Annotated in this window: 18 protein-coding genes, 1 pseudogene and 1 riboswitch; of the genes and pseudogenes, 14 read left to right on the top strand and 5 right to left on the bottom strand. The window is 36.0% G+C overall.

Annotated features, from left to right (window positions below):
* Positions 1 to 7: 7 nt before the first annotated feature.
* The 10 genes and pseudogenes from JMM81_RS14700 to JMM81_RS14655 all read left to right on the top strand — a co-directional run.
* A pseudogene (locus tag JMM81_RS14700) lies at positions 8 to 403 on the top strand (DsbA family oxidoreductase); the annotation flags it as partial.
* 157 nt (positions 404 to 560) lie between these two features.
* Positions 561 to 989, top strand: a complete 429-nt coding sequence (locus JMM81_RS14695; protein WP_256242315.1) for a cell wall hydrolase — start codon at positions 561 to 563, stop codon at positions 987 to 989.
* 53 nt (positions 990 to 1,042) lie between these two features.
* A riboswitch (TPP riboswitch) is annotated at positions 1,043 to 1,153 on the top strand.
* A 123-nt stretch (positions 1,154 to 1,276) separates the two neighbouring features.
* Positions 1,277 to 2,083 carry a hydroxyethylthiazole kinase gene (thiM, locus tag JMM81_RS14690; RefSeq protein WP_256242314.1) on the top strand — a complete coding sequence of 269 codons (807 nt, stop codon included), beginning with the start codon at positions 1,277 to 1,279 and terminating at the stop codon, positions 2,081 to 2,083.
* Positions 2,084 to 2,099: 16 nt separating this feature from the next.
* Entirely contained in the window at positions 2,100 to 2,906 is an 807-nt protein-coding gene (thiD, locus tag JMM81_RS14685) for a bifunctional hydroxymethylpyrimidine kinase/phosphomethylpyrimidine kinase (protein ID WP_256242313.1), read from the top strand.
* 5 nt (positions 2,907 to 2,911) lie between these two features.
* The gene (gene thiE / locus JMM81_RS14680; RefSeq protein WP_375162392.1) at positions 2,912 to 3,562 is read left to right on the top strand and encodes a thiamine phosphate synthase; all 651 of its coding nucleotides are present in this window, start codon (positions 2,912 to 2,914) and stop codon (positions 3,560 to 3,562) included.
* A 561-nt stretch (positions 3,563 to 4,123) separates the two neighbouring features.
* Positions 4,124 to 5,044, top strand: a complete 921-nt coding sequence (locus JMM81_RS14675; RefSeq protein WP_256242311.1) for a catechol 2,3-dioxygenase — start codon at positions 4,124 to 4,126, stop codon at positions 5,042 to 5,044.
* A gap of 268 nt (positions 5,045 to 5,312) precedes the next feature.
* Positions 5,313 to 5,579, top strand: a complete 267-nt coding sequence (locus tag JMM81_RS14670) for a 2Fe-2S iron-sulfur cluster-binding protein (protein ID WP_256242310.1) — start codon at positions 5,313 to 5,315, stop codon at positions 5,577 to 5,579.
* A gap of 15 nt (positions 5,580 to 5,594) precedes the next feature.
* Complete coding sequence (locus JMM81_RS14665; RefSeq protein WP_256242309.1) at positions 5,595 to 7,490, top strand: XylR N-terminal domain-containing protein; 1,896 nt, start codon at positions 5,595 to 5,597, stop codon at positions 7,488 to 7,490.
* 207 nt (positions 7,491 to 7,697) lie between these two features.
* Positions 7,698 to 7,922 carry a hypothetical protein gene (locus JMM81_RS14660; RefSeq protein WP_256242308.1) on the top strand — a complete coding sequence of 75 codons (225 nt, stop codon included), beginning with the start codon at positions 7,698 to 7,700 and terminating at the stop codon, positions 7,920 to 7,922.
* On the top strand, positions 7,913 to 8,239 hold the full coding sequence (locus JMM81_RS14655) for an AzlD domain-containing protein (RefSeq protein ID WP_256242307.1): 327 nt from the start codon (positions 7,913 to 7,915) through the stop codon (positions 8,237 to 8,239). Before JMM81_RS14660 ends, JMM81_RS14655 begins: the two co-directional genes overlap by 10 nt.
* Positions 8,240 to 8,400: 161 nt before the next feature.
* On the opposite strand, the gene JMM81_RS14650 is transcribed toward JMM81_RS14655, so the two are convergent.
* Both JMM81_RS14650 and JMM81_RS14645 read right to left on the bottom strand, forming a co-directional pair.
* Positions 8,401 to 10,683 (bottom strand): nitric-oxide reductase large subunit, encoded by a 2,283-nt coding sequence (locus JMM81_RS14650; protein ID WP_256242306.1) that lies wholly within the window; start codon positions 10,681 to 10,683, stop codon positions 8,401 to 8,403.
* Positions 10,684 to 10,886: 203 nt separating this feature from the next.
* Positions 10,887 to 11,255 carry a cytochrome-c oxidase gene (locus JMM81_RS14645; RefSeq protein WP_256242305.1) on the bottom strand — a complete coding sequence of 123 codons (369 nt, stop codon included), beginning with the start codon at positions 11,253 to 11,255 and terminating at the stop codon, positions 10,887 to 10,889.
* A gap of 205 nt (positions 11,256 to 11,460) precedes the next feature.
* Here JMM81_RS14645 and megL point away from each other — a divergent pair, with 205 nt between their 5' ends.
* From megL to JMM81_RS14630, 3 genes are all read left to right on the top strand, one after another.
* Positions 11,461 to 12,645 (top strand): methionine gamma-lyase, encoded by a 1,185-nt coding sequence (megL, locus tag JMM81_RS14640; RefSeq protein WP_256242304.1) that lies wholly within the window; start codon positions 11,461 to 11,463, stop codon positions 12,643 to 12,645.
* 264 nt (positions 12,646 to 12,909) lie between these two features.
* A complete protein-coding gene (locus tag JMM81_RS14635; protein WP_256242302.1) occupies positions 12,910 to 13,395 on the top strand; it encodes a nitroreductase family protein in 486 nt (161 codons plus the stop codon).
* 212 nt (positions 13,396 to 13,607) lie between these two features.
* Positions 13,608 to 14,366: a CsxC family protein gene (locus JMM81_RS14630; protein ID WP_256242300.1), complete on the top strand. Its 759-nt coding sequence runs from the start codon at positions 13,608 to 13,610 to the stop codon at positions 14,364 to 14,366.
* Between the two features lie 194 nt (positions 14,367 to 14,560).
* Here the strand turns inward: JMM81_RS14630 and JMM81_RS14625 are convergent, their stop codons facing one another.
* The 3 genes from JMM81_RS14625 to JMM81_RS14615 form a co-directional block, all read right to left on the bottom strand.
* A complete protein-coding gene (locus JMM81_RS14625) occupies positions 14,561 to 15,982 on the bottom strand; it encodes a hypothetical protein (RefSeq protein ID WP_256242299.1) in 1,422 nt (473 codons plus the stop codon).
* Positions 15,983 to 16,166: 184 nt separating this feature from the next.
* Complete coding sequence (locus JMM81_RS14620) at positions 16,167 to 16,940, bottom strand: CsxC family protein (protein ID WP_256242298.1); 774 nt, start codon at positions 16,938 to 16,940, stop codon at positions 16,167 to 16,169.
* Between the two features lie 343 nt (positions 16,941 to 17,283).
* Positions 17,284 to 18,108 carry a CsxC family protein gene (locus JMM81_RS14615; RefSeq protein ID WP_256242297.1) on the bottom strand — a complete coding sequence of 275 codons (825 nt, stop codon included), beginning with the start codon at positions 18,106 to 18,108 and terminating at the stop codon, positions 17,284 to 17,286.
* A gap of 192 nt (positions 18,109 to 18,300) precedes the next feature.
* Between JMM81_RS14615 and JMM81_RS14610 the strand changes: the two genes are divergently transcribed.
* Positions 18,301 to 19,491: a ParM/StbA family protein gene (locus tag JMM81_RS14610; protein ID WP_256242296.1), complete on the top strand. Its 1,191-nt coding sequence runs from the start codon at positions 18,301 to 18,303 to the stop codon at positions 19,489 to 19,491.

Raw genomic sequence — 19,491 nt, 5'->3', positions numbered from 1 at the left:
TGTCCATAAAGATCGCGAATTGACAGAAAAGCCCCTGTTTGGGTATTTTACAGAATCGAAGCATCTAGGTGATGTTGAAACGTTAGCTACGATTGCTGAATCAGTTGGAATGGATCGTCAAGATGCACTTAACGTCCTTCATGATAAGAATGCTTATGCGAATGATGTTCGAATGGATCAAGGTGTTGCAAAGCAATATGGTATTAGTGGTGTACCATTCTTTGTCATCAATCAAAAATATACGATTTCTGGTGCTCAACTAGTTGAAACATTTTTGAACGCGCTCGAAAAAGTATGGCAAGAGGAAAATCCAACAAAGGTTTTACAAAGCCGTACTACAGAAGAATCAGAAGATGCCCTTTGTACGGATGAGAATTGTGTCATTTCAAGTAAAGATGAATAGGATATTCGAATGAAAAGCCTCGCTCCTCTCTTAAGAGCGAGGCTTTTCGTTGGAACTAAATAATAATAGAAGATAGACTAGCTAATTTCATGAGCTTAGGCATATAGGACAGAAAATGGCATTATGATAGAAGAGAACATATAGTGGAGGTGACATCATGGCAGTTGTAAAAGCATCCAGTGCAGATATTGATCTTTTAGCAAGATTGCTTAGAGCAGAGGCCGAAGGAGAAGGGCAACAAGGCATGCTCATGGTAGGCAATGTAGGAATTAATCGTATAAGGTCCAATTGTTCAGATTTCAAAGGCCTTCGGACCATCCCTCAAATGGTTCATCAACCACATGCATTTGAAGCGACGATAAAAGGGTATTTTTATCAACGAGCAAGAGAAAGTGAAAGACGTTTAGCTCGCCGAGCTATTAGTGGAGAAAGATTATGGCCTGCGAAATTTAGTTTGTGGTATTTCCGTCCAGAAGGTGATTGCCCACCTACTTGGTATGACCAACCACATACAGGACGTTATAAACTGCACTGTTTTTATGAACCAACGGGAGAAGAATGTGAAAATATATACAATACCTTTTGACTTTTCTCTTTACAATGTTTCATAATAGAACTATGATAATTAGAGAATATGTATCAATCTACTAGGGGTGTCCGGTTATCGGGCTGAGAAAAAAACAGTCAGTTTTTTAACCCTCTGGACCTGATCCGGATTATACCGGCGTAGGAAAGTAGGGCAGTTACTCGCTTTTCTTCTTGCTAACATAGTCAGGTCCTATATAGGATCTGATTTTTTATTTTGAAATAAAAAATGACAATAGAGCTGCTCTCGTTATGCAGTTTCCTTTAACCAGTAAAGGAGGAAAAGAAATGGAAAAGTCAAAAGTATCTGTGCTAATAAAAAAAGTAAGGGACATAAATCCACTCATACATAATATTACCAATATTGTTGTGGCCAATTTTTCAGCTAATGGTTTGTTAGCACTAGGGGCATCTCCTGTCATGGCAGATGCTGTGGAGGAAGTATCTGAGATGGCAAAGGTAGCCAATGCGGTTGTGTTAAATATGGGAACACTAAATCGGGAGACTGTTGAGGCGATGATGATAGCTGGGAAATCAGCAAATGAGCATAATATTCCTGTTATTTTAGATCCTGTTGGCGTCGGGGCAACGTCTTTTCGTACGAAAGTCTCACAGAAATTGATTCAAGAAATAAAGTTTGCGGTTATTCGTGGAAACGCAGCAGAAATCGCTAATCTGATAGGCGAACATTGGGCTATTAAAGGGGTAGACGTAGGAAGTAGTGGAGGAAATGTCATTGAGCTCACGACTTTGGCTGCGAAAAAGCTTGATACAGTTGTAGTCGTGACAGGAAAAGAAGATATTATCTCCGATGGTACAACGACCTATGTCGTTCATAATGGTCACCCCATATTAACGAAAGTAACTGGAACTGGCTGTCTGTTATCAGCTGTTGTTGGAGCGTTTGCCTCGGTGGGGAAAAATGATTTAGAAGCGGTGACTTCTGCTCTTGTATTTTATGGAGTTGCTGCAGAACTTGCCGCAAATAAAACGGAAGAAAAAGGTCCAGGCAGTTTCCAAATAGAATTTTTGAATCAACTTTCTTTAGTTTCTTCATCAGAAATAGATTTATATGCTTCATTTAAACAACTATAAGGAGGAATTGACAACAATGAATAAAGCATTGACAATAGCAGGATCAGATAGTGGCGGTGGTGCTGGGATTCAAGCTGATTTAAAAACATTTCAAGAATTAGATGTATTTGGAATGTCTGCAATAACAGCTGTTACGGCGCAAAATACATTAGGCGTTCATGGGGTACATGCTATTCCACCTGAGCTTGTTGCTGCACAAATCGATGCAGTTTCACAAGATATTGGTGTTGATGCATTAAAAACGGGAATGTTGTTTTCAACAGAGATAATCGAAGTGGTTGCTGAAAAAATAAAGAAATATGGTTGGGGAAAAGTTGTGGTTGACCCGGTTATGATCGCAAAAGGTGGCTCGGCATTACTACAACAAGAAGCGATCACAGCCCTCAAAAACCGTTTGCTTCCACTTGCCTATGTTGTAACACCGAATATTCCTGAGGCGGAAGAAATAACAGGGATGCGCATCCAAACAGATAGCGACAAGATTGAGGCTGCAAAGAAATTCATTGATTTAGGAGTAAAACATGTCGTTATAAAGGGTGGACATGATCAAGATTCAAATGAATCTGTTGATCTACTCTTTAGCGAAGGTGATCATTTTACTTTTAAAAGTAAAAGAATCGCTACGAAAAATACACATGGAACGGGTTGTACTTTTTCTGCTGCGATGACAGCAGAGCTAGCGAAAGGGGCATCCGTTTTTGATGCTGTGTCTGTAGCAAAAAGATTTATTTCTATGGCTATTGAAGAAGATTTGCAAATAGGAAATGGACATGGTCCTACAAACCATTGGGCGTATAAAAGAAAAGGAAGGGTATCCATATGAGAATTATGAGCGTTAATGAATTGAGAGACGCTTTGAAAGTTTATTTTATTATGGGATCCTCAAATTGCCAGAATAAACCGAGTGAGGTTTTGTCAGAAGCAATAGTAGGGGGAATTACGTGTTTTCAATTTCGAGAAAAGAGCAAAGATACTTTAAGTGGAAAAGAAAAATATGCACTAGCAGAAGAACTTCAATTTCTTTGTCGGCAGGCAAAAATCCCCTTTATTGTGAATGATGACATTGATTTAGCACTTGCCATCAATGCGGATGGTGTTCACATTGGTCAAGAAGATGAACCTGCTCTTATGGTGAAGGAAAAAATAAAAGATAAAATTCTAGGTGTATCTGTTCATAATTTTGAGGAAGCAACAATGGCCATGAAAGCGGGAGCGGATTATTTTGGGGTAGGTCCCATTTTTCCAACTAAAACAAAAGCAGATGCAAAGGAAGTTCAAGGAGTGAAAATTATCCAGGAACTACGTGCTAAGGGGATGATGATTCCAATTGTTGGTATAGGTGGGATTACGTCGAAGAATGCTGCTATTGTTATCGAAGGTGGTGCGGATGGCGTATCGGTTATAAGTGCAATTAGTCAAGATGAAAATCCCCAAAAGGCAGCAGCCACCCTTAAAGAAAAAGTGATGTTAACCAGTTAAGAAACGTATATATGCAGAGGCCTGTAGCGTGCTGGGACAGTTTTTTAATGTAAGAAACTGACCCTACTCACGCTACAGTTTTTTAGTTGTAACAAGATGATTAAACAAAAAGAACGATGACATCGTATGATCACAATGAAATATAAATGTTTCTTTAGGTGAATTCTATCAAAATGCGACAAAAACTAACAATTTATGTTTGATTTAAATAATTTTTCAAACAGTTAGTGTCATTGTTTAATAATTATGTAAGCGTTATCATATGATTATAAACTTAATATTCAATATTAAGGGGGAAGATTAATTTCATAGTTGTTGAATATCTATCAATGGTAGTACGATGTCAATATAGTTATCGAAATATCAATTTAAATCATTTGATTTGTCTACTCAATAGTCTTGAATTTAAGGTTATTCACATCGAAAATTAGATATGTTTGGGAGGATATACTGTTTTTGATGCAGTGAATCTAATTGGTTGTTTGGATTAGAAATGGCACAGGTGATAGCTATGAAATTAATTGAAAAACTCTAGTAAATTAATTAAGGGGTGTGTTGTTGATGAATGGGAATGGTATTGAAAGAGTAGGACGTATCCAACTTAGAGTGCATGATTTTGATAAATCAGTAGATTATTACACAAATGTTGTTGGTTTAGATATAACTGCCCGTGATGAAAATAGAGTCTATTTAAAAGCTTGGGACGAGTGGGATCATCACAGCGTTATTTTAGAAAGATCAGATTCAGCTGGGATTGATCACATTGCGTTTAAAGTGACAAGTAATGATGAGTTATCCAAACTAGAACGCAAAGTTGAACAGTTTGGATGCACTGTATCACGAGTTTCTAATCGATCTCGTGTTGGAGAAGGCGAAGCCATTCGTTTTATTCTTCCAACAGGACATTCTTTTGAATTTTATAATGACATCGAATATGTAGGTGTACCTATGGGAAGGGTAAATCCGCATCCGTGGCCAGATGGGCTAAGAGGGATTGCGCCACACCGTCTTGATCATGCTTTATTATCTGGAGATGACATTAAAAGTACTGTAAGGTTATTTACGGAATCATTAGGGTTTGTCCAAACTGAAAAAGTTGTGACGATTGATGGTGAAAACACAATCGCATCTTGGCTTACAACAACCATGTCAGGACATGATATTGCCTTCATTAAAGGACCAGATGCAAAACTTCATCATGTCGGTTTCTATTTAGAAAATTGGAATGATATATTAAAAGCATCTGATATTCTTTCACGTAATGAATGTGAAATTGAAGTAACACCTACTCGTCATGGTATTACAAGAGGTCAAACGATTTATTTCTATGATCCATCTGGTAATCGTAACGAAGTATTTACTGGTGGATATGCGGTTTATTCAGACTTCCCAACCATTACTTGGACTGAAGACAAGCTTGGACAAGGTATTTTTTATCATGCTCGTCAATTAAACGAAGCGTTTGGGACTGTGTTCTCTTAATCGATCGTTTGAATATAGTATAGAAGAGATTGCTAAATGAACCTTATTTTAAGTGCCAAGTAATTGTTATAAAAGGTATAATATTCATGAGTACTGGATAGGTATATATTACCATAAATGAAATAAGGATCCGTGAGCTAATGGGATTGTTTATGCTAAAAGGCAAAACAGTCTCTTTTTCTATAGTAAATGGAATTCTGTCACATTTTAGTAACAATTAGAGAGGAAAGTTACCTATTTTTAATAATATAGAAGGAAGTGAATATAGATGTTTCGAATAAATATTAATAATCAAACCTTTCTATGTTCAACAGAGAATACGATCATACAAGCTGCTCGCTCACATATGGTGAAAGTTCCAGCTGCTTGTTGTGGTGGTGGATGTGGATTTTGTAAAGGGAAAGTAAAAACTGGACAATATAAAATGGAAAGATATGCAAAAAGCGCTATAACAGAAGAAGAAGTAGATAATGGCTATGCTCTTCTTTGTAAGACATATCCTTTAAGTGATCTACAAATCGAATTAGATATCTAGAAAGAGGTGATTTGGATGCATACAACAATACCGACTATAGATGATATGGGTTCAGAGATGAGAGAATTAAACCGTTATCTCTTTCAAAATCGATCTATTATTGTTGATTCGCATGCATTTGGATCCTTTAGAAAAGACTTGATTCACAATATAGGGTTAGAAAGAACAAAGGGATTTTTGTTTCGTTATGGATGGAATATGGGCGTGCAGGATGCAAGGGAGTGTAAGAAGAAAAAATATAACACGATTGATGAATTGATTGAGTATGGTCCTATGATGCATTCGATGAAAGGATATGTTGAATCTAAGACGCTTAAGTTAGAATATAAACAGGTAAATGACGGAATTTCCTTGCAAATGGAGAGTACTTGGAAACATTCATTTGAAGCAGATGAACATCTTGAGCAAATTGGAACCAGTTCTTCACCCATTTGTTATACACTTTCTGGTTATGCAAGCGGATTTGTAACAGAAGTTTGTGGTCAAAAGGTTATTTTTAAAGAAATGTGTTGTCGTGGGACTGGGAGCAAAGAATGTAGAGCTATCGGAAAAACTCAAGATTTATGGGGAAATGAAATAAAGGATGAGCTTTATTATTTAGAAGAGACTCCCATTTTTGACGAGTTAGAGTTAACATATGAAAAGTTATTAGAAGAGCGTGATCAATTAACAAAGGCAAATGATATTCAAAAAAGATTAACGGAAGAAGTTGTAAAAGGAAGTAGTCTGGATTCTATTATTCAAGAATTATATAAATTATGTGGATTTCCTGTTGTTATTCATAATGTTCATGGACATCCCCTTACAGCTGCTGGAGTTACTGCCTTATCAAGGACCTTAACTCCAAACGGTTTATTTCAATATATTAATAAAAGTATGACAAAAAATACAATTTCTCAAACATTTCAGACGATAAATGGTCATCATGAATCTTATTTTTTGATGACTCATCCTATTTATATACAAGAAAAACGAATGGGGTATTGCTCATTTATCTTTAAAAATCATGAGGTGCATAATCAAGAGTTATTACATATGATCATTGAAACAGTGGCATCTGTTTGCTCACTTTGTTTCCTCTATGAAAAAACAAAATTAGATTCATTTGAGCAGATGAAAAGCTTTTTTTTAGAAGAAATGATCAGTGGTCATTTTTCTTCAGAGGATGAAATGATTGCAAAGGCCGGTTTATTTCAATTTGATTTAACTAAGCCTTATTACCTTAGTATCATTGGTTACTCTTTCAATTCAAATGACTTTCGCAGTGAACTAGTATTTTGTCGTGAAGTAATGGCTACTATTTCATATTTCTTCACTAAGCAAAATCAACATACTTTAATAAATCAAAATGATCATCACATTCATTTACTTGTGACCGATCATTTTTCGAACAATGAAAATAGGGATTTCTTTTTCGAAGAGTTGATAAAATTTTTATATTCTAGATTTCCAGGTTCGCATTTTTATATGGGTATTAGTAAAAAAACAAATTCAATTCTTGATGTACCTAATGCTTATAAAGAAGCACTTGGTGCTAAAAGGATGGTTTCCCAAAACAAACAGATGATCTTCTTTGATACTCTTGGTATGGTGGGAAGTTTGATTAACGACCGTAATGAAAATGATGTTCGAAAAATGGCAAAATTGTTATTAGGAAATTTAGAGATGAGTTGTCAAAAAGATATTGATTTAATTCGGACTCTATACTCTTTTCTATTAAATGGTGGAAATTTGGAGAAAACAGCAGATGAATTATCATTATCCATTAGTGGTTTGCGATATAGAGTAAATAAAATTGAAGAGTTATTACAAAAAGACATTCGAAGTCCCATTATGAGTTGTCAACTTTTGATGGCTATACAAGCTTTAATTATTTTAGGTGAATTAAATATAAAAGATCCGGTTATGTAAAAGTGTTTATTAGAATTTCATGAAAAAATCGTAGGTACGAGAAAGAAAAGCAGTGGACTTCATTAAAGAAATCTACTATTTTTCTTTTTCTATGTAAAAATAAACTGTTGGTTGGCTTACTTGAACAAGCCTTTATGTACGTAGTAAAACATAAGCATTGAAAGTAGGTCAACCGACATTTACATACTGGGTTGAGAGTAGATGTTTATGAAAGTTTTTTTGATGAAAAAATTTGCTTTGCCAGGGACGTTTATTGGACTTCTCGTTATTCAAATTTTAAGTCAGAAGAAATACTTTGTTGATATCATGGTTGCCTTAAGTGCTGTTATTATCGTCATTATTGTTAGCTTTTTCTCTACTGGAAGTGCAGGTGTCAGGGTAGCAACAATTTTAGCTTCAACCATTGGGATGGTGATCGAAAGATGGAGGTAAAATGGACGATTTTACTCATTATTATTGGTTGTACCCCTGTAATATTTATTCCGCGTGTTCTTCCTTTAATGGTTCTTAGCCAAATGGAATTGCCGAAGTGGGCGATTCATTGGTTGAAAAATATCTCAGTTGCTGTGATGGATGCGTTATTAGCACAAGAGCTATTATTATCTGATAATCAATTTTCACTTTCTGCTCACTTTTTTAAATTATTAGCTGCAATCCCCGCCTTTGTTATTGCTATTTTGACAAAAAGCTTGCTAGGAACTGTGATGGTAGGTGTTATCTCTATGATGATCTTCCGGTTTATGTTTTAAGCTTCAGTCCTGTAGAAATTAGTGTTGATTGGACAGCAGTCAATCTCGGCTGAAAGCGATTAAATTTAGTATTCACTTTATCGCTTTCCATAAAACAACCAACCTCATCAAAAAACATCTGCTCAATAAAGGCAGATGTTTTTTGTACAAGTAATAAACGATTAATTTTTACTGATTGAATTCTCTAGTTCATTTGATTCATCTTTGATCGACCAACCTGTTTTTAAACCTAACACAAACCAGCCAAGTGCTAGTACACCAAGAGCAAAAATAGTATCACCAATCATTCTTAACCAAACGAATGTTTGAACAATCCCTTGTTGCAAGAATTCAGCACTTCTTGCATACCACATGCCATTTTCCACACTTGCCCATGTTTGCATAAGTCCAACGGGTAGTAAACTTAATAGAACCATTAAAGCAAGTCCAATATTAATGGCCCAAAATGCAAAGCTAAGCACTTTCGTTTTCCATTTTTTTTGCCCTGTTAAGCCTTTCAGACAGAACAACATAAGTCCGATTCCAAGCATACCATATACGCCAAAAAGGGCCGTATGTCCATGAACAGCAGTCGTATTCAAGCCTTGCATATAGTAAAGTGCAATTGGTGGATTAATAAAGAATCCAAATAATCCAGCTCCAACTAAATTCCAAAATGCCACCGACACGAAACAATAAATGGGCCACTTGTAGGCCTTTACCCAAGGTTTAGAACGGCTAAGTGTGAGATTTTCATATGCTTCAAAGCCGATCAAGACAAGTGGGACAACTTCTAATGCACTGAATGTGGCTCCAAAAGCAAGTACCCCCATCGGTGTTCCACTAAAATATAAATGATGGAACGTTCCGATGATCCCACCAAATAAGAAGATGATGGTTGAAAACAAGACAGCTGCAGTAGCGGTAGATGTTCGTAAAAGCCCCATTCTCGTGAATAAGAAAGCTATGACGACAGTCGCAAATACTTCGAAAAATCCTTCTACCCAGAGATGTACAACCCACCAACGCCAATATTCAGCCATTGCCAAATGGGTTTGCTGACCCCACATTAAACCAGGTACGTAAAATAGAGGAATAGCAGTTGCTGCAATCAGAAACATCATCAGTAAGTGACGATCTTCCGTTGACTTTTTAAACGCTGGTAACAAAGCTCTTCCCATTAAGAACAACCAGAGGAAAAGACCAATCGTTAAGAAGATTTGCCAGAAACGGCCTAAATCAACATATTCATAACCTTGATGCCCAAACCAGAAATTCGTTTGGTTATCAAACTTTTGGAATACACCCATCCATTGTCCAATCATCGATCCAACAACGATAATTAATAAACAAATAAATAAGAAATTAACGAGCGCTCGTTGGAATTTTGGTTCGTATCCAGAAACAGCAGGTGCCATAAATAATCCCGTTGCTAACCATGCTGTCGCAATCCATAAAATACCTAATTGTGTATGCCATGTTCTGACAACGGAATAAGGAATCCATTCTTGTATCGGAATTCCATAAAAACCTGAACCCTCTACAGCATAGTGAGCCGTAATGGCACCAAGCACAACTTGCACGACAATGAGAGCGGTAACGATCCAGAAATACTTTAGCGTTGCTTTCATCGACGGTGTGGGTGATAAAGCAAGCAACGGATCTTTTTCTGGATACACTTCCTCAATATGTGGTTCATTATGTCGCTGAACAGCATAATACCAAGCAAGAGCACCGACGGCTGCAAGGAGCATCACAAAACTGACGACCGACCAAACCACCATTTCACCGGTTGGTTTATTTTCAATTAAATCTTCATTCGGCCAGTTATTCGTATACGTTATATCACTCCCAGGACGATTTGTTGCTGTAGCCCAAGTACTCCAAAAGAAAAAGGTGTTCATATCACTCATTCGTCCGGAATCTTTTATCGTATTGATTGGGATAGCATAATCATCTCTCAGCTCGGAGAAGTTTGGGTCATCCATAAATAAACCTGCATAATAATTGCTTAGAGTTCGGTAAGCATCTACCCTCTCATTCGAAATGATGAGTTCTTTAGTTTCTTTATTATACGTATTGGTACGCATTTCTTTTGTCAATCGAGCCTTAAGCTGTGCTTGTTGTTCTTCATTTAGTTCTTCGTAACTACTACCAAACTCGGCATTTCCCCATTTGTTTAGAAGAAATAATGATTCACGATGAAGCCAATCCGCATTCCAGTCAGGTGCTACATATGCCCCGTGTCCCCAAATACTTCCGACTTCTTGTCCACCAATGGATTGCCAAACATTTTGTCCATCTTTAATCTCTTGACCTGTGATTAGTTCGGTCCCATCTTCGGTGACAACTCGATCTGGGATAGGGGGCATAACTTGGTAAATTCGGCCACCATAGTACCCTAGGATAGCAAAAGAAATAATGATAACAAGACTTAATGCAACCCATAAACGACGATAATTCATAGCACTCCACCTCAAATCAAATGGAAATGATCCATTTATATATTTACTGTAACAAACAGTATTTCATATATTTTCCAAATGGTGGAACATTATTCATTTTTTAAAAAAAGAGTATGAAATATACATGTTATTGAAAAATGATGTTTACAAAAAAGACCACTTCAATAAAAGTGGTCAAAGAGCAATCTTTATTGGAGAATTGATTATTTTGATTTTAAATTCTTTAATATATTGATAGTAAATAAAATAATAGCAAGAACGAAAACGGTTCCAGAGGCTGCGACAACTGGTGTTAATGCACTCTGACCGTACATAATAAAGGAGAGTCCGATCATCATAATTGGCAGTGAGATATTGTGGAGCCAAAAATGAGTTTTTGCTAGTTTTGTTGAAGCAAGAGTAGGGAAAAGAGCATAGATCATTCCTACAAGTGCCAATGATACCCAACCTAATAAATTAATGTGGGTATGGACACTAGTAAGTGCATAGTCGTGAGCAATGGACATATACAAACCAAGACAGACACCAATAGCAAAATAAATAACCGAAATCTTAATGAAACGAACCCCCATCTGATAGCCCCCTTTGGTTATAATCATTACACTTAACTATATGCAGGATGGTGGGAAAGAAGACGTGTCCTTTCTATATATTATTTCATTAATCACCGTACTTTTGAGATAGCTCTTTTTTGGGTGTCAACCTTTCAAAAATAAGCTTCTAGCATAAGATATAGGTAAACGCATAAAAAAGAGAAAATAAAAGAGGGGTTTATAAATGAAGGAAAAACAGCTACGTTTTGAAACAGCGGTGATTCATACAGATTATGAATCAGAAGAAACTTTAGGAAGTTTAGTTCCTCCTATCTATCAAACTTCAACTTTTACATTTGAAAGTGCTGAACAAGGTGAAAATAGATTTTCTGGAATGGAAGAAGGTTTTGTTTATTCAAGGTTAGGAAATCCAACGGTAAAGGTACTGGAAGAACGAATAGCAACACTAGAAAAAGGGGAGGCAGCTTTAGCCTTTTCCTCAGGTATGGCGGCCGTTTCGGCTGTATTAGTCGCTTTAACGAAAACAGGTGATCATATTCTCTGCTCGAAAGGAGTGTATGGTTGTACCTTTAGTCTAATGCAGATATTACATGATAAGTATAAAATAGATCACGACTTTTCACTGATGGACTCTAAACAAGCAATAGAGCAGGCTATACAGCCAAACACTACGTGCATCTATATTGAAACTCCGATTAATCCCACAATGAAGCTAGTTGACTTAAAGATGGTTGCTGAAATTGCTAATAAAAAAGGAATTCCCGTTGTAGTTGATAATACTTTTTGCACTCCTTATTTACAAACCCCATTAACGCTTGGTTGTGATGTGGTGATTCATAGTGCAACCAAATTTATTGGTGGTCATGGTGACGTGATTGCCGGATTAGTTATTGGAAGTAAAGAGTTTATTCAAATCGTTTCTCGTACAACTCAAAAAGATTTCGGTGGCATCATTTCACCGTTTGATGCTTGGCTGTTATTGAGAGGATTAAAAACGTTACCCATTAGAATGGATCGGCATTGTGAAAATGCTAAAAAGTTATTTGACTTTTTACACCATCACCCAAAAATAGAACATATTTTTTATCCAGGAAATCAAACAGACATAGATTACCCGATTATGAAAAAACAAATGAAAAACCCAGGTGGACTTATTTCTTTTTCTGTAAAGGGAACGAAGAAAACAGCCCAGTTGTTTATGAATCAATTAAAACTGATTAAAATAGCTGTTAGTCTTGGTGATGCGGAAACGCTAATTCAGCATCCCAATACAATGACCCATTCCGTTATTCCTGTGAAGGAACGAAGAAAAATGGGAATCGAAGATAATTTATTGCGTTTGTCCGTTGGGCTTGAAGCTTGGGAGGATATAAAGGAAGACCTTGAGCAGGCGTTTGAGAAAATATAGCAAAAAGCATGAAAAAGTATATTCTTTCTCACTTTCATTTGATAAGAAAACGAATTGTAGGATCAATTCTTTGCGATTAATAAGCAAGATAGCATAGAATAAATGATATGGATTATCAGAAAATAACAATAGAAGGTCAATCCGGTGAAAGAGCGGAAGGGTACGATTCAAAAAACAGGTTGGAAAGGAATCGTTTGTACAATCTGAATGACAAAATTAATAAATTCAAACAAAAGAGGTAAATTGGAAGGGAGAAACAATGAAATGAAGATCATTGATATCATTAAATCACGCCGTACTATAAAAAAGTTTAAAACCGATCCAATTAATCGTGAGGCCGTCAACTCATGGTTAGAGGCGGCTACGATGGCGCCAAATCATAAAATGACCGAGCCATGGGAAGTTGTTTTGATTGGTCCGGAAACGAGAGAGAAAGTAAATCATAAGACGAATTTTGGAAATGCCCCAGTTGTGTTTGCTGTTTTATCTAAACATGGAAAAACGAATGTAGAAAGGGAAGAAAATATGGCAGCTACTTCCTGTTTTATTCAAAACTTCATGCTTATTGCATGGGCAGAGGGCGTTGGAACATTCTGGTCTTCCGTTGGTATCACGCCAAAAAATCGTGAAATTATACAGGTATCTGAAGATTATGATGTCGTTGGTGTATTAGCTGTTGGATATCCAGAAGAAATTCCTGAGGTTAAACCGCGGACAGCAATTGAGAAGAAAATAAGAGAACTTTCGTAATTACTAGTTGTGTTTTGGGCAATCCCCAGTGCAGGAAGATTATCTGCATTGGGGATTGTTTTTTATTGAAAAATATATAGAACTAGCGACACTCGTCCATACAGGTGATAACGAGATAGCATATATAATACTAAGTCAAGGAAATAGAAGATGATCCGTTACAGGATAAATTTTCTACATTCTCTTGATAATCATAAAAAGGAGTGAATGATATGAAAAAAAATACGAGCTGCGATAGTTATGGATATAGAGGTCATGGTCATTGTCCCCCGCAATCTTCTTGCGATCAAGTAAAAGCAAAATCTGTGGATTCTGATCTTTGCCCAATTCCACCATGGAAAGGTTCAACTAAACTTGAGCATCCGTTTCTCGATGCACAAGTGCCTCTTGCGGATTTTGAGTTAGAAGTTGATGTGGAAGCAGATGTGTGCCTTCCGACACCTGCAAGAGAAATCAAATCAATCAGAAAAAATGTTACTTTGAAACAATGTAAAGCACTTCCTTCCTCTCAATCAGCTAAAGTTGTCAAATTATTTATTACGGGAATTCTTCATAAAAATATTCAATATGTTGAGGAATGCAGTGGTTTTGTAAGGGATCATAGTACAGATATTACTTTTACAACAATTAAAAGAGTAGAACTTGCCAATCCATACGTGAATCCATTTGGTCATTATGATATTGAATTCAGTCAAAAAGCATCCGTTTCTGAATATCGTGAACTTGCTAAAGATGAACATGGAGCAAATCCTTGTATCAGTGGATCTGAAACATTTGAGACTTTCAATGAGCCGATTGAATGTAAACTTCTGGGTACAAAAATCAGAGAAATTGATTTATTCAAAAACTTTGACAATTGGGGAAGATTCAGTACGATTACAGAGAAAGCAGAAATCAGATTATTCCTTCGCTTATCGCAAATGCAAAAAGTTGTCTTCGATCCAAAACCAGATCACAACCATCGTGACTAATGGTTAACAAATTTTTAGGAATTAAAATGTAGGATATAACCTCATATAAAGTACTCCTTATAATAGACGGTAAAAAGGGATTTGACTGTTTACTATAGGGAGACTTTTTTAGAGATGCTAGGTACATACAAGTAAAACCACCTGCAAAAAGCAAGTGGCTGTTTAAGTGTAGGTAATTGAAATTTGATTGTGTTTCATAACCATTTAAGAGTATTTAAATCTATATATTTGGACTGCTTCAGCTGAATCTGTAAAGAAACTCCTCCTTGAATGTTAAGTTCTTTCATTTCATCTTTTGAAATCAATTCATCATGCCAAATGTAATGGATATGCTCTAGATCTGACTGAATTGGTTCTGCATATTGTTCTATAGACTCACGATGAAGTTGAACATCCATTTTGTTATTTCCTTGATACATATATTCTGCCTGATGACTACTTGGTAATTTAGGCGTAAAATTCCAATCAACTACTTTTACTTTTTCCCAAGGAACCTTTATTTTTATCGTATGGAGAGAAGCTGTTGCATTCTCTTCTATATATTCAATAGTAGCCATTAGTATTCCTTTTAAAAGTACATTTGGTGAAGGCAGAAGAACTTTACAGTCTAGCGAGTGAACACTCCAATCAATTTTCGAAACATTTGATACGGGACATGGAAGAACAAATGTGTCAAATACATCAATATCAATTTCCATTTCTGCAAGTAGAACCGGGAGCTTGACTATTGGGAGAGAAGTCTCTCTGGAAACAGAATCTAAACATCCATCCATGGATGATGATTCACAAAGGTTACAGGAAGATTCCTCAAATGAAGAAGACTCATTGTAGCAGGAGGAGGATTCCTCAGATGAAGAAGATTCCTCAAATAGAGGAGATTCTTCCAGTAAATAAGGTTTATCGTTCATGGAATTAGATAGCGTAAATAGAGAAGACTCATCTTCATATGAAGATGACTCATCATAAAGAAAAAAGGTTTCTCCTTCTGTAGAAGAAGATTCATCCAGCATAGCAATGTGTTTTCTCGATAATTCTTCATCCATAGAGGATTCATCTTTAAAAGAAGAAGATTCATCCTTAATGGACTCATCGTTTTTATGGTCATCATTCTTAGTATTTAATTCAGTAAAAGGAAGTGACGACTTTTCGTTTCGATCAAAAGAAGAGCCTTCTTTCATTTCCTGTCTTTTCATATTTCTTCTTTCTTCTTCTTCAACTATTCGTTCCGGTTCTTGTGTTGTGAATAGTTCGCCAAACTTATTTGAATGATTTTGGTTTTCCTGTTGAAGCTTGTTTTTCTGATCATTGTTATGAGTTGGATTTTGATTTTTTGATTCCGTATGGCGGAGCTCATGATCGTTTACGATAGGAGGAACATATAGTACTGGATTAGAAGGTCGTTTTGATAATTTCTTCTCCTCAATATTTTCCGAGGAAAAAGATTCATGGTGTTTTATATTATTTTGTTCAGAATGTTTTCTAGACTTGTGTGCATTCCGTTGATGATTGATTGCATATTCGTAACCTTTATAATCCATCCTTGGCTGGTTGTATGGAGAAGAAAATGGCTGAAATTGATATGGAGGATAGATTGCGTTTTTTCGCTCTCTTTTCATTTTATAAAGGAAGGACTGCTTATTAGCCTCCGTTCCGTACACCTCCTTTTTGTTTTTTGAAAAACGTTATGGTTTCTCAGGTTTTATCCGTTTTATTTAACAGGATATAAGAATCCTTATATTAGGAAAAGGAATTATACTGCAATGACAGTATAATTCCTTTGTTTTTGTTTAGTTTACATGATTAATCACAATCCGTGTCATGATCCCAATCAGGGTCATTGGTTGTAGAGGATACTCGAATTTGTTGATTTTGAAGAACCTTTATTGAAAAATCAATAACCATCTTTTCTTCGATTGTTGTAAAATATCCTTCATCTAGTGGAGAGTTTGGAATAAGTACTCGATCAATTGCTTCATCCCATTCAATGATTTTACTTGAAATCAATTCACAGTAAGGAAGTTCATTATAAAATTGAGTGCTTTCTTGATGGAATTGAGATAGGTCACTTGATAATAACTCATCTTTTTCAGGATAGCCAGAAGGTAATGGTTTTGAAATAAAGAAATCAAATTCATGACGATTATTCATTTCTGGCATCACGGGGTTTGAAACAAAATGTTTAATTTCGGTTACCGTCTGGAAAGGAATATCCACTGTATATGAATGTAAATCGGATGAAATGGAAGTGGAAGTGTTTTCTGAAATTTCCATACTTGGTGTTGCATATTGGATATTTTTGCGGACAAATCCTTTTACAAATAATTTATTTGTTGGAAGTAAAAGACGACATTGCGTTATTTTTAATCTTTTTTTAATATCTTTAATCTCCAAAACTTGTTCAGGGAAAACGATAGGTGCATCCACACTTACTTGTAAATCTAGTTCTGCTAATACTACTGGTACCTTTGTTACTATTTTTCCAATTGACACTTGGGGATGGTGTTTCTTTTTTTCGCAATCGCAATGATCATCACAATTATGATAGTGTTTTTGATTTTTTTTAGAATCAGACATATTTTTTCTCCTCCTACAGGGCTCAGAATAATGTATCCTATGCAGTACAAATGACGGTGTATGGGTAAACGCCCAGGGACAAAGGGAGCAAAAAATTGAAAAATGTCTCGGTTTACGATTTCTCTATGTATTTCTCTGATCGAGAATTTTTTAAATTAAAAAATTCTAATTTTTAGTGTCACATTTAATCTAATAAAATATAAATGAATTATTCATATATTTATTAGCTAATAAAATAACGGCATTATCATGTCTTTTATGAAAGACTTTCTGATATTGCCGTTAGAATAACGAGCGAGCTTTTAAGGTTAAATTCTATATGGAAATTTCCTTCAGTTACTTATTAATCTCCATTAGGTGTCATCACATTTACGATAGCTTGTTGATTTTGTAATACTTTAATCGTAAGCGTTAAAAATATTTTTTCAACCATATTATGGAAAAAACCTTCTTCAAATGGTGCATCACCATGGAGTGGTCGACGGTCAATAGCCTCATCCCATTCGGTAATATTACTTGAGATAATCTCACAGAAAGGGAATTGATTATAAAATTGAGTGCTCGTTTGATGGAATTGGGATAGATCGCTTGAAAGGAGATGATCCTTTTCAGGGAATCCTTTTCCTAAAGGTTGTGACGTAAAGAAGTCAAATTCTGCACGAGTATTTAACAATGGACGCTCTGGAGGCGAGATAAAGTCATCCGCTGGAATGATCGTTACAAATTCAAACGGTATATCAACGGTATGGGATTTCATCACTGAAGTCACACATGAGTCTGAAGAATCATGAGTAGGTGATGCGTATTGGAAATTCTTTCGAACAAACCCTCTTATAAATAAGCGTCCAGGTGTATCTGAAAAAACATCATCAGGATCAGTAACTGGATCTAACATCAGGCTGCATTGTATAATTTTCACTCTCTTCTTCACATCTTTGATTTCCAAAACAGGGTCATCAAAATGAATATTAGCACTTAGACTCGTACTAATTGTTCTTTCTGCAAGTGTAATAGGAACTCGCATGATGACATTTCCTGCTGTTGTCGCTGGTAGATCTCCCCCTGGTGTTACCGAAAGGTCTTCTGTATCGACTTCTTCACTAGCAACTTCTGGTAGCGTTGCAGAAACATTTACATCTAGACATTCTTTTTTATGATCTTTAGTCACTGTTTTTCCTCCTTTTATTTTCATGTTCCATTTATCGTATGCAATCTTTGTGTCTCCGCTTAGATATATGAATCAGTACAAACGTGGAATTTATAATGAATTGAATTGAATTACTTGTTACTTTAAGAAAAAATGGGTACTTGCACAAGGGAGCGCCTATCTTGCATAAGATTCAAAAGGAGGTTGATACCGATGAATAACCAACATTTTCTTGCTGTAGATATTGGAAACAGCTGGTATAAAGCGATTGCTTCTGATAAAGGGTTCAATAGTGAATATCAAATTCCTAATGCATTAGCTTTGTTTGATGAAGAATATTTTGAGAAACCGTATGATGATGATGATGTAGTCTTCGAAGAAAATTTAATCGTTGAAATAAAAAGTCATGCTCTCGTAGATAAAAGAGAAATATTTTATATAGGAAAAGGTGCAGCAAAACAGAGGGATGTTAGCTTAACCTCTTTTAATAATCAGAAGGTTGATGAAGATCGTACTTTTGTACTTTTGTTTGGGCTCGCAGCCTATCATGCAGTCCTAGCAAACCCTGAAGAGTTAGAAGTTCATTACCATATTGATCAATTAGCTGTTTCGTTGCCTACTACACAATATAAAGAAAAGAAAGATCGACTTAAACAGCGCTTAATCGGTACACATACTGTTATCTTTCATAAAGTACCCGGATTATCAGAACCAAAAGAATTAGTTGTTAAGCTCCATGTACAGGATGTTGTGGTTGGTGCTGAAGGGGCTTGTGCGTATCTTGGTTTAACACGAGATCAGGAAACGTTAGGTATTAAAGATGAGGCAATCGTAATGGATTCATTAAAAGGGATTATCATTGGTGATCTTGGTGGAGATTCCGTGGATTTTGTTGGCATAAAAAATAATAAACCTGTTGCTTCTATTGAGGGAGAGTCATTTGGAATTAATCAGTTCCTTGATCATATTATTCAAAAAGTTAGTAAACATGAAATGTATAAATTTGATTCTCGTTCTGAATTGGAAGAGAAATTAGTAGCGGGACAATCGGAATGGTACGTAGAGCCTTTTGCAGGAGTCAAAAAAGATATTAGTAAATACATTATTCCTCAATTAAAAGCAATGGCGATTAAATATCTTGAATATTTTGATCGTATCCGTAGTAGTTCAAATGAAATTAAAGGTGCCACTAAGTATATCGCTGTCGGTGGAGCTGCAAAATTAGCTAAACGACAAATACAAGAGGCAGCCGTAAAATGGGCTGAAAGAGGGCGCCCGATTCAGCTCCTTTTCCCGGAAGATATGGAAAAGTTGAATGTTCTTGGATTGATGACCCTCGCAAAAATGAATCAAATCAAAAAAGATCAAATGAATATAATCGATTATGCAGCAGTAGAAGGCTAG

Origin of the sequence: Bacillus sp. V3B (assembly GCF_024494465.1) — a bacterium.
GTDB lineage: Bacteria > Bacillota > Bacilli > Bacillales > Cytobacillaceae > Bacillus_BD.
The sequence above is the reverse complement of the archived record's forward strand: the minus strand, read 5'-3'. Positions and strand labels throughout refer to the sequence as shown.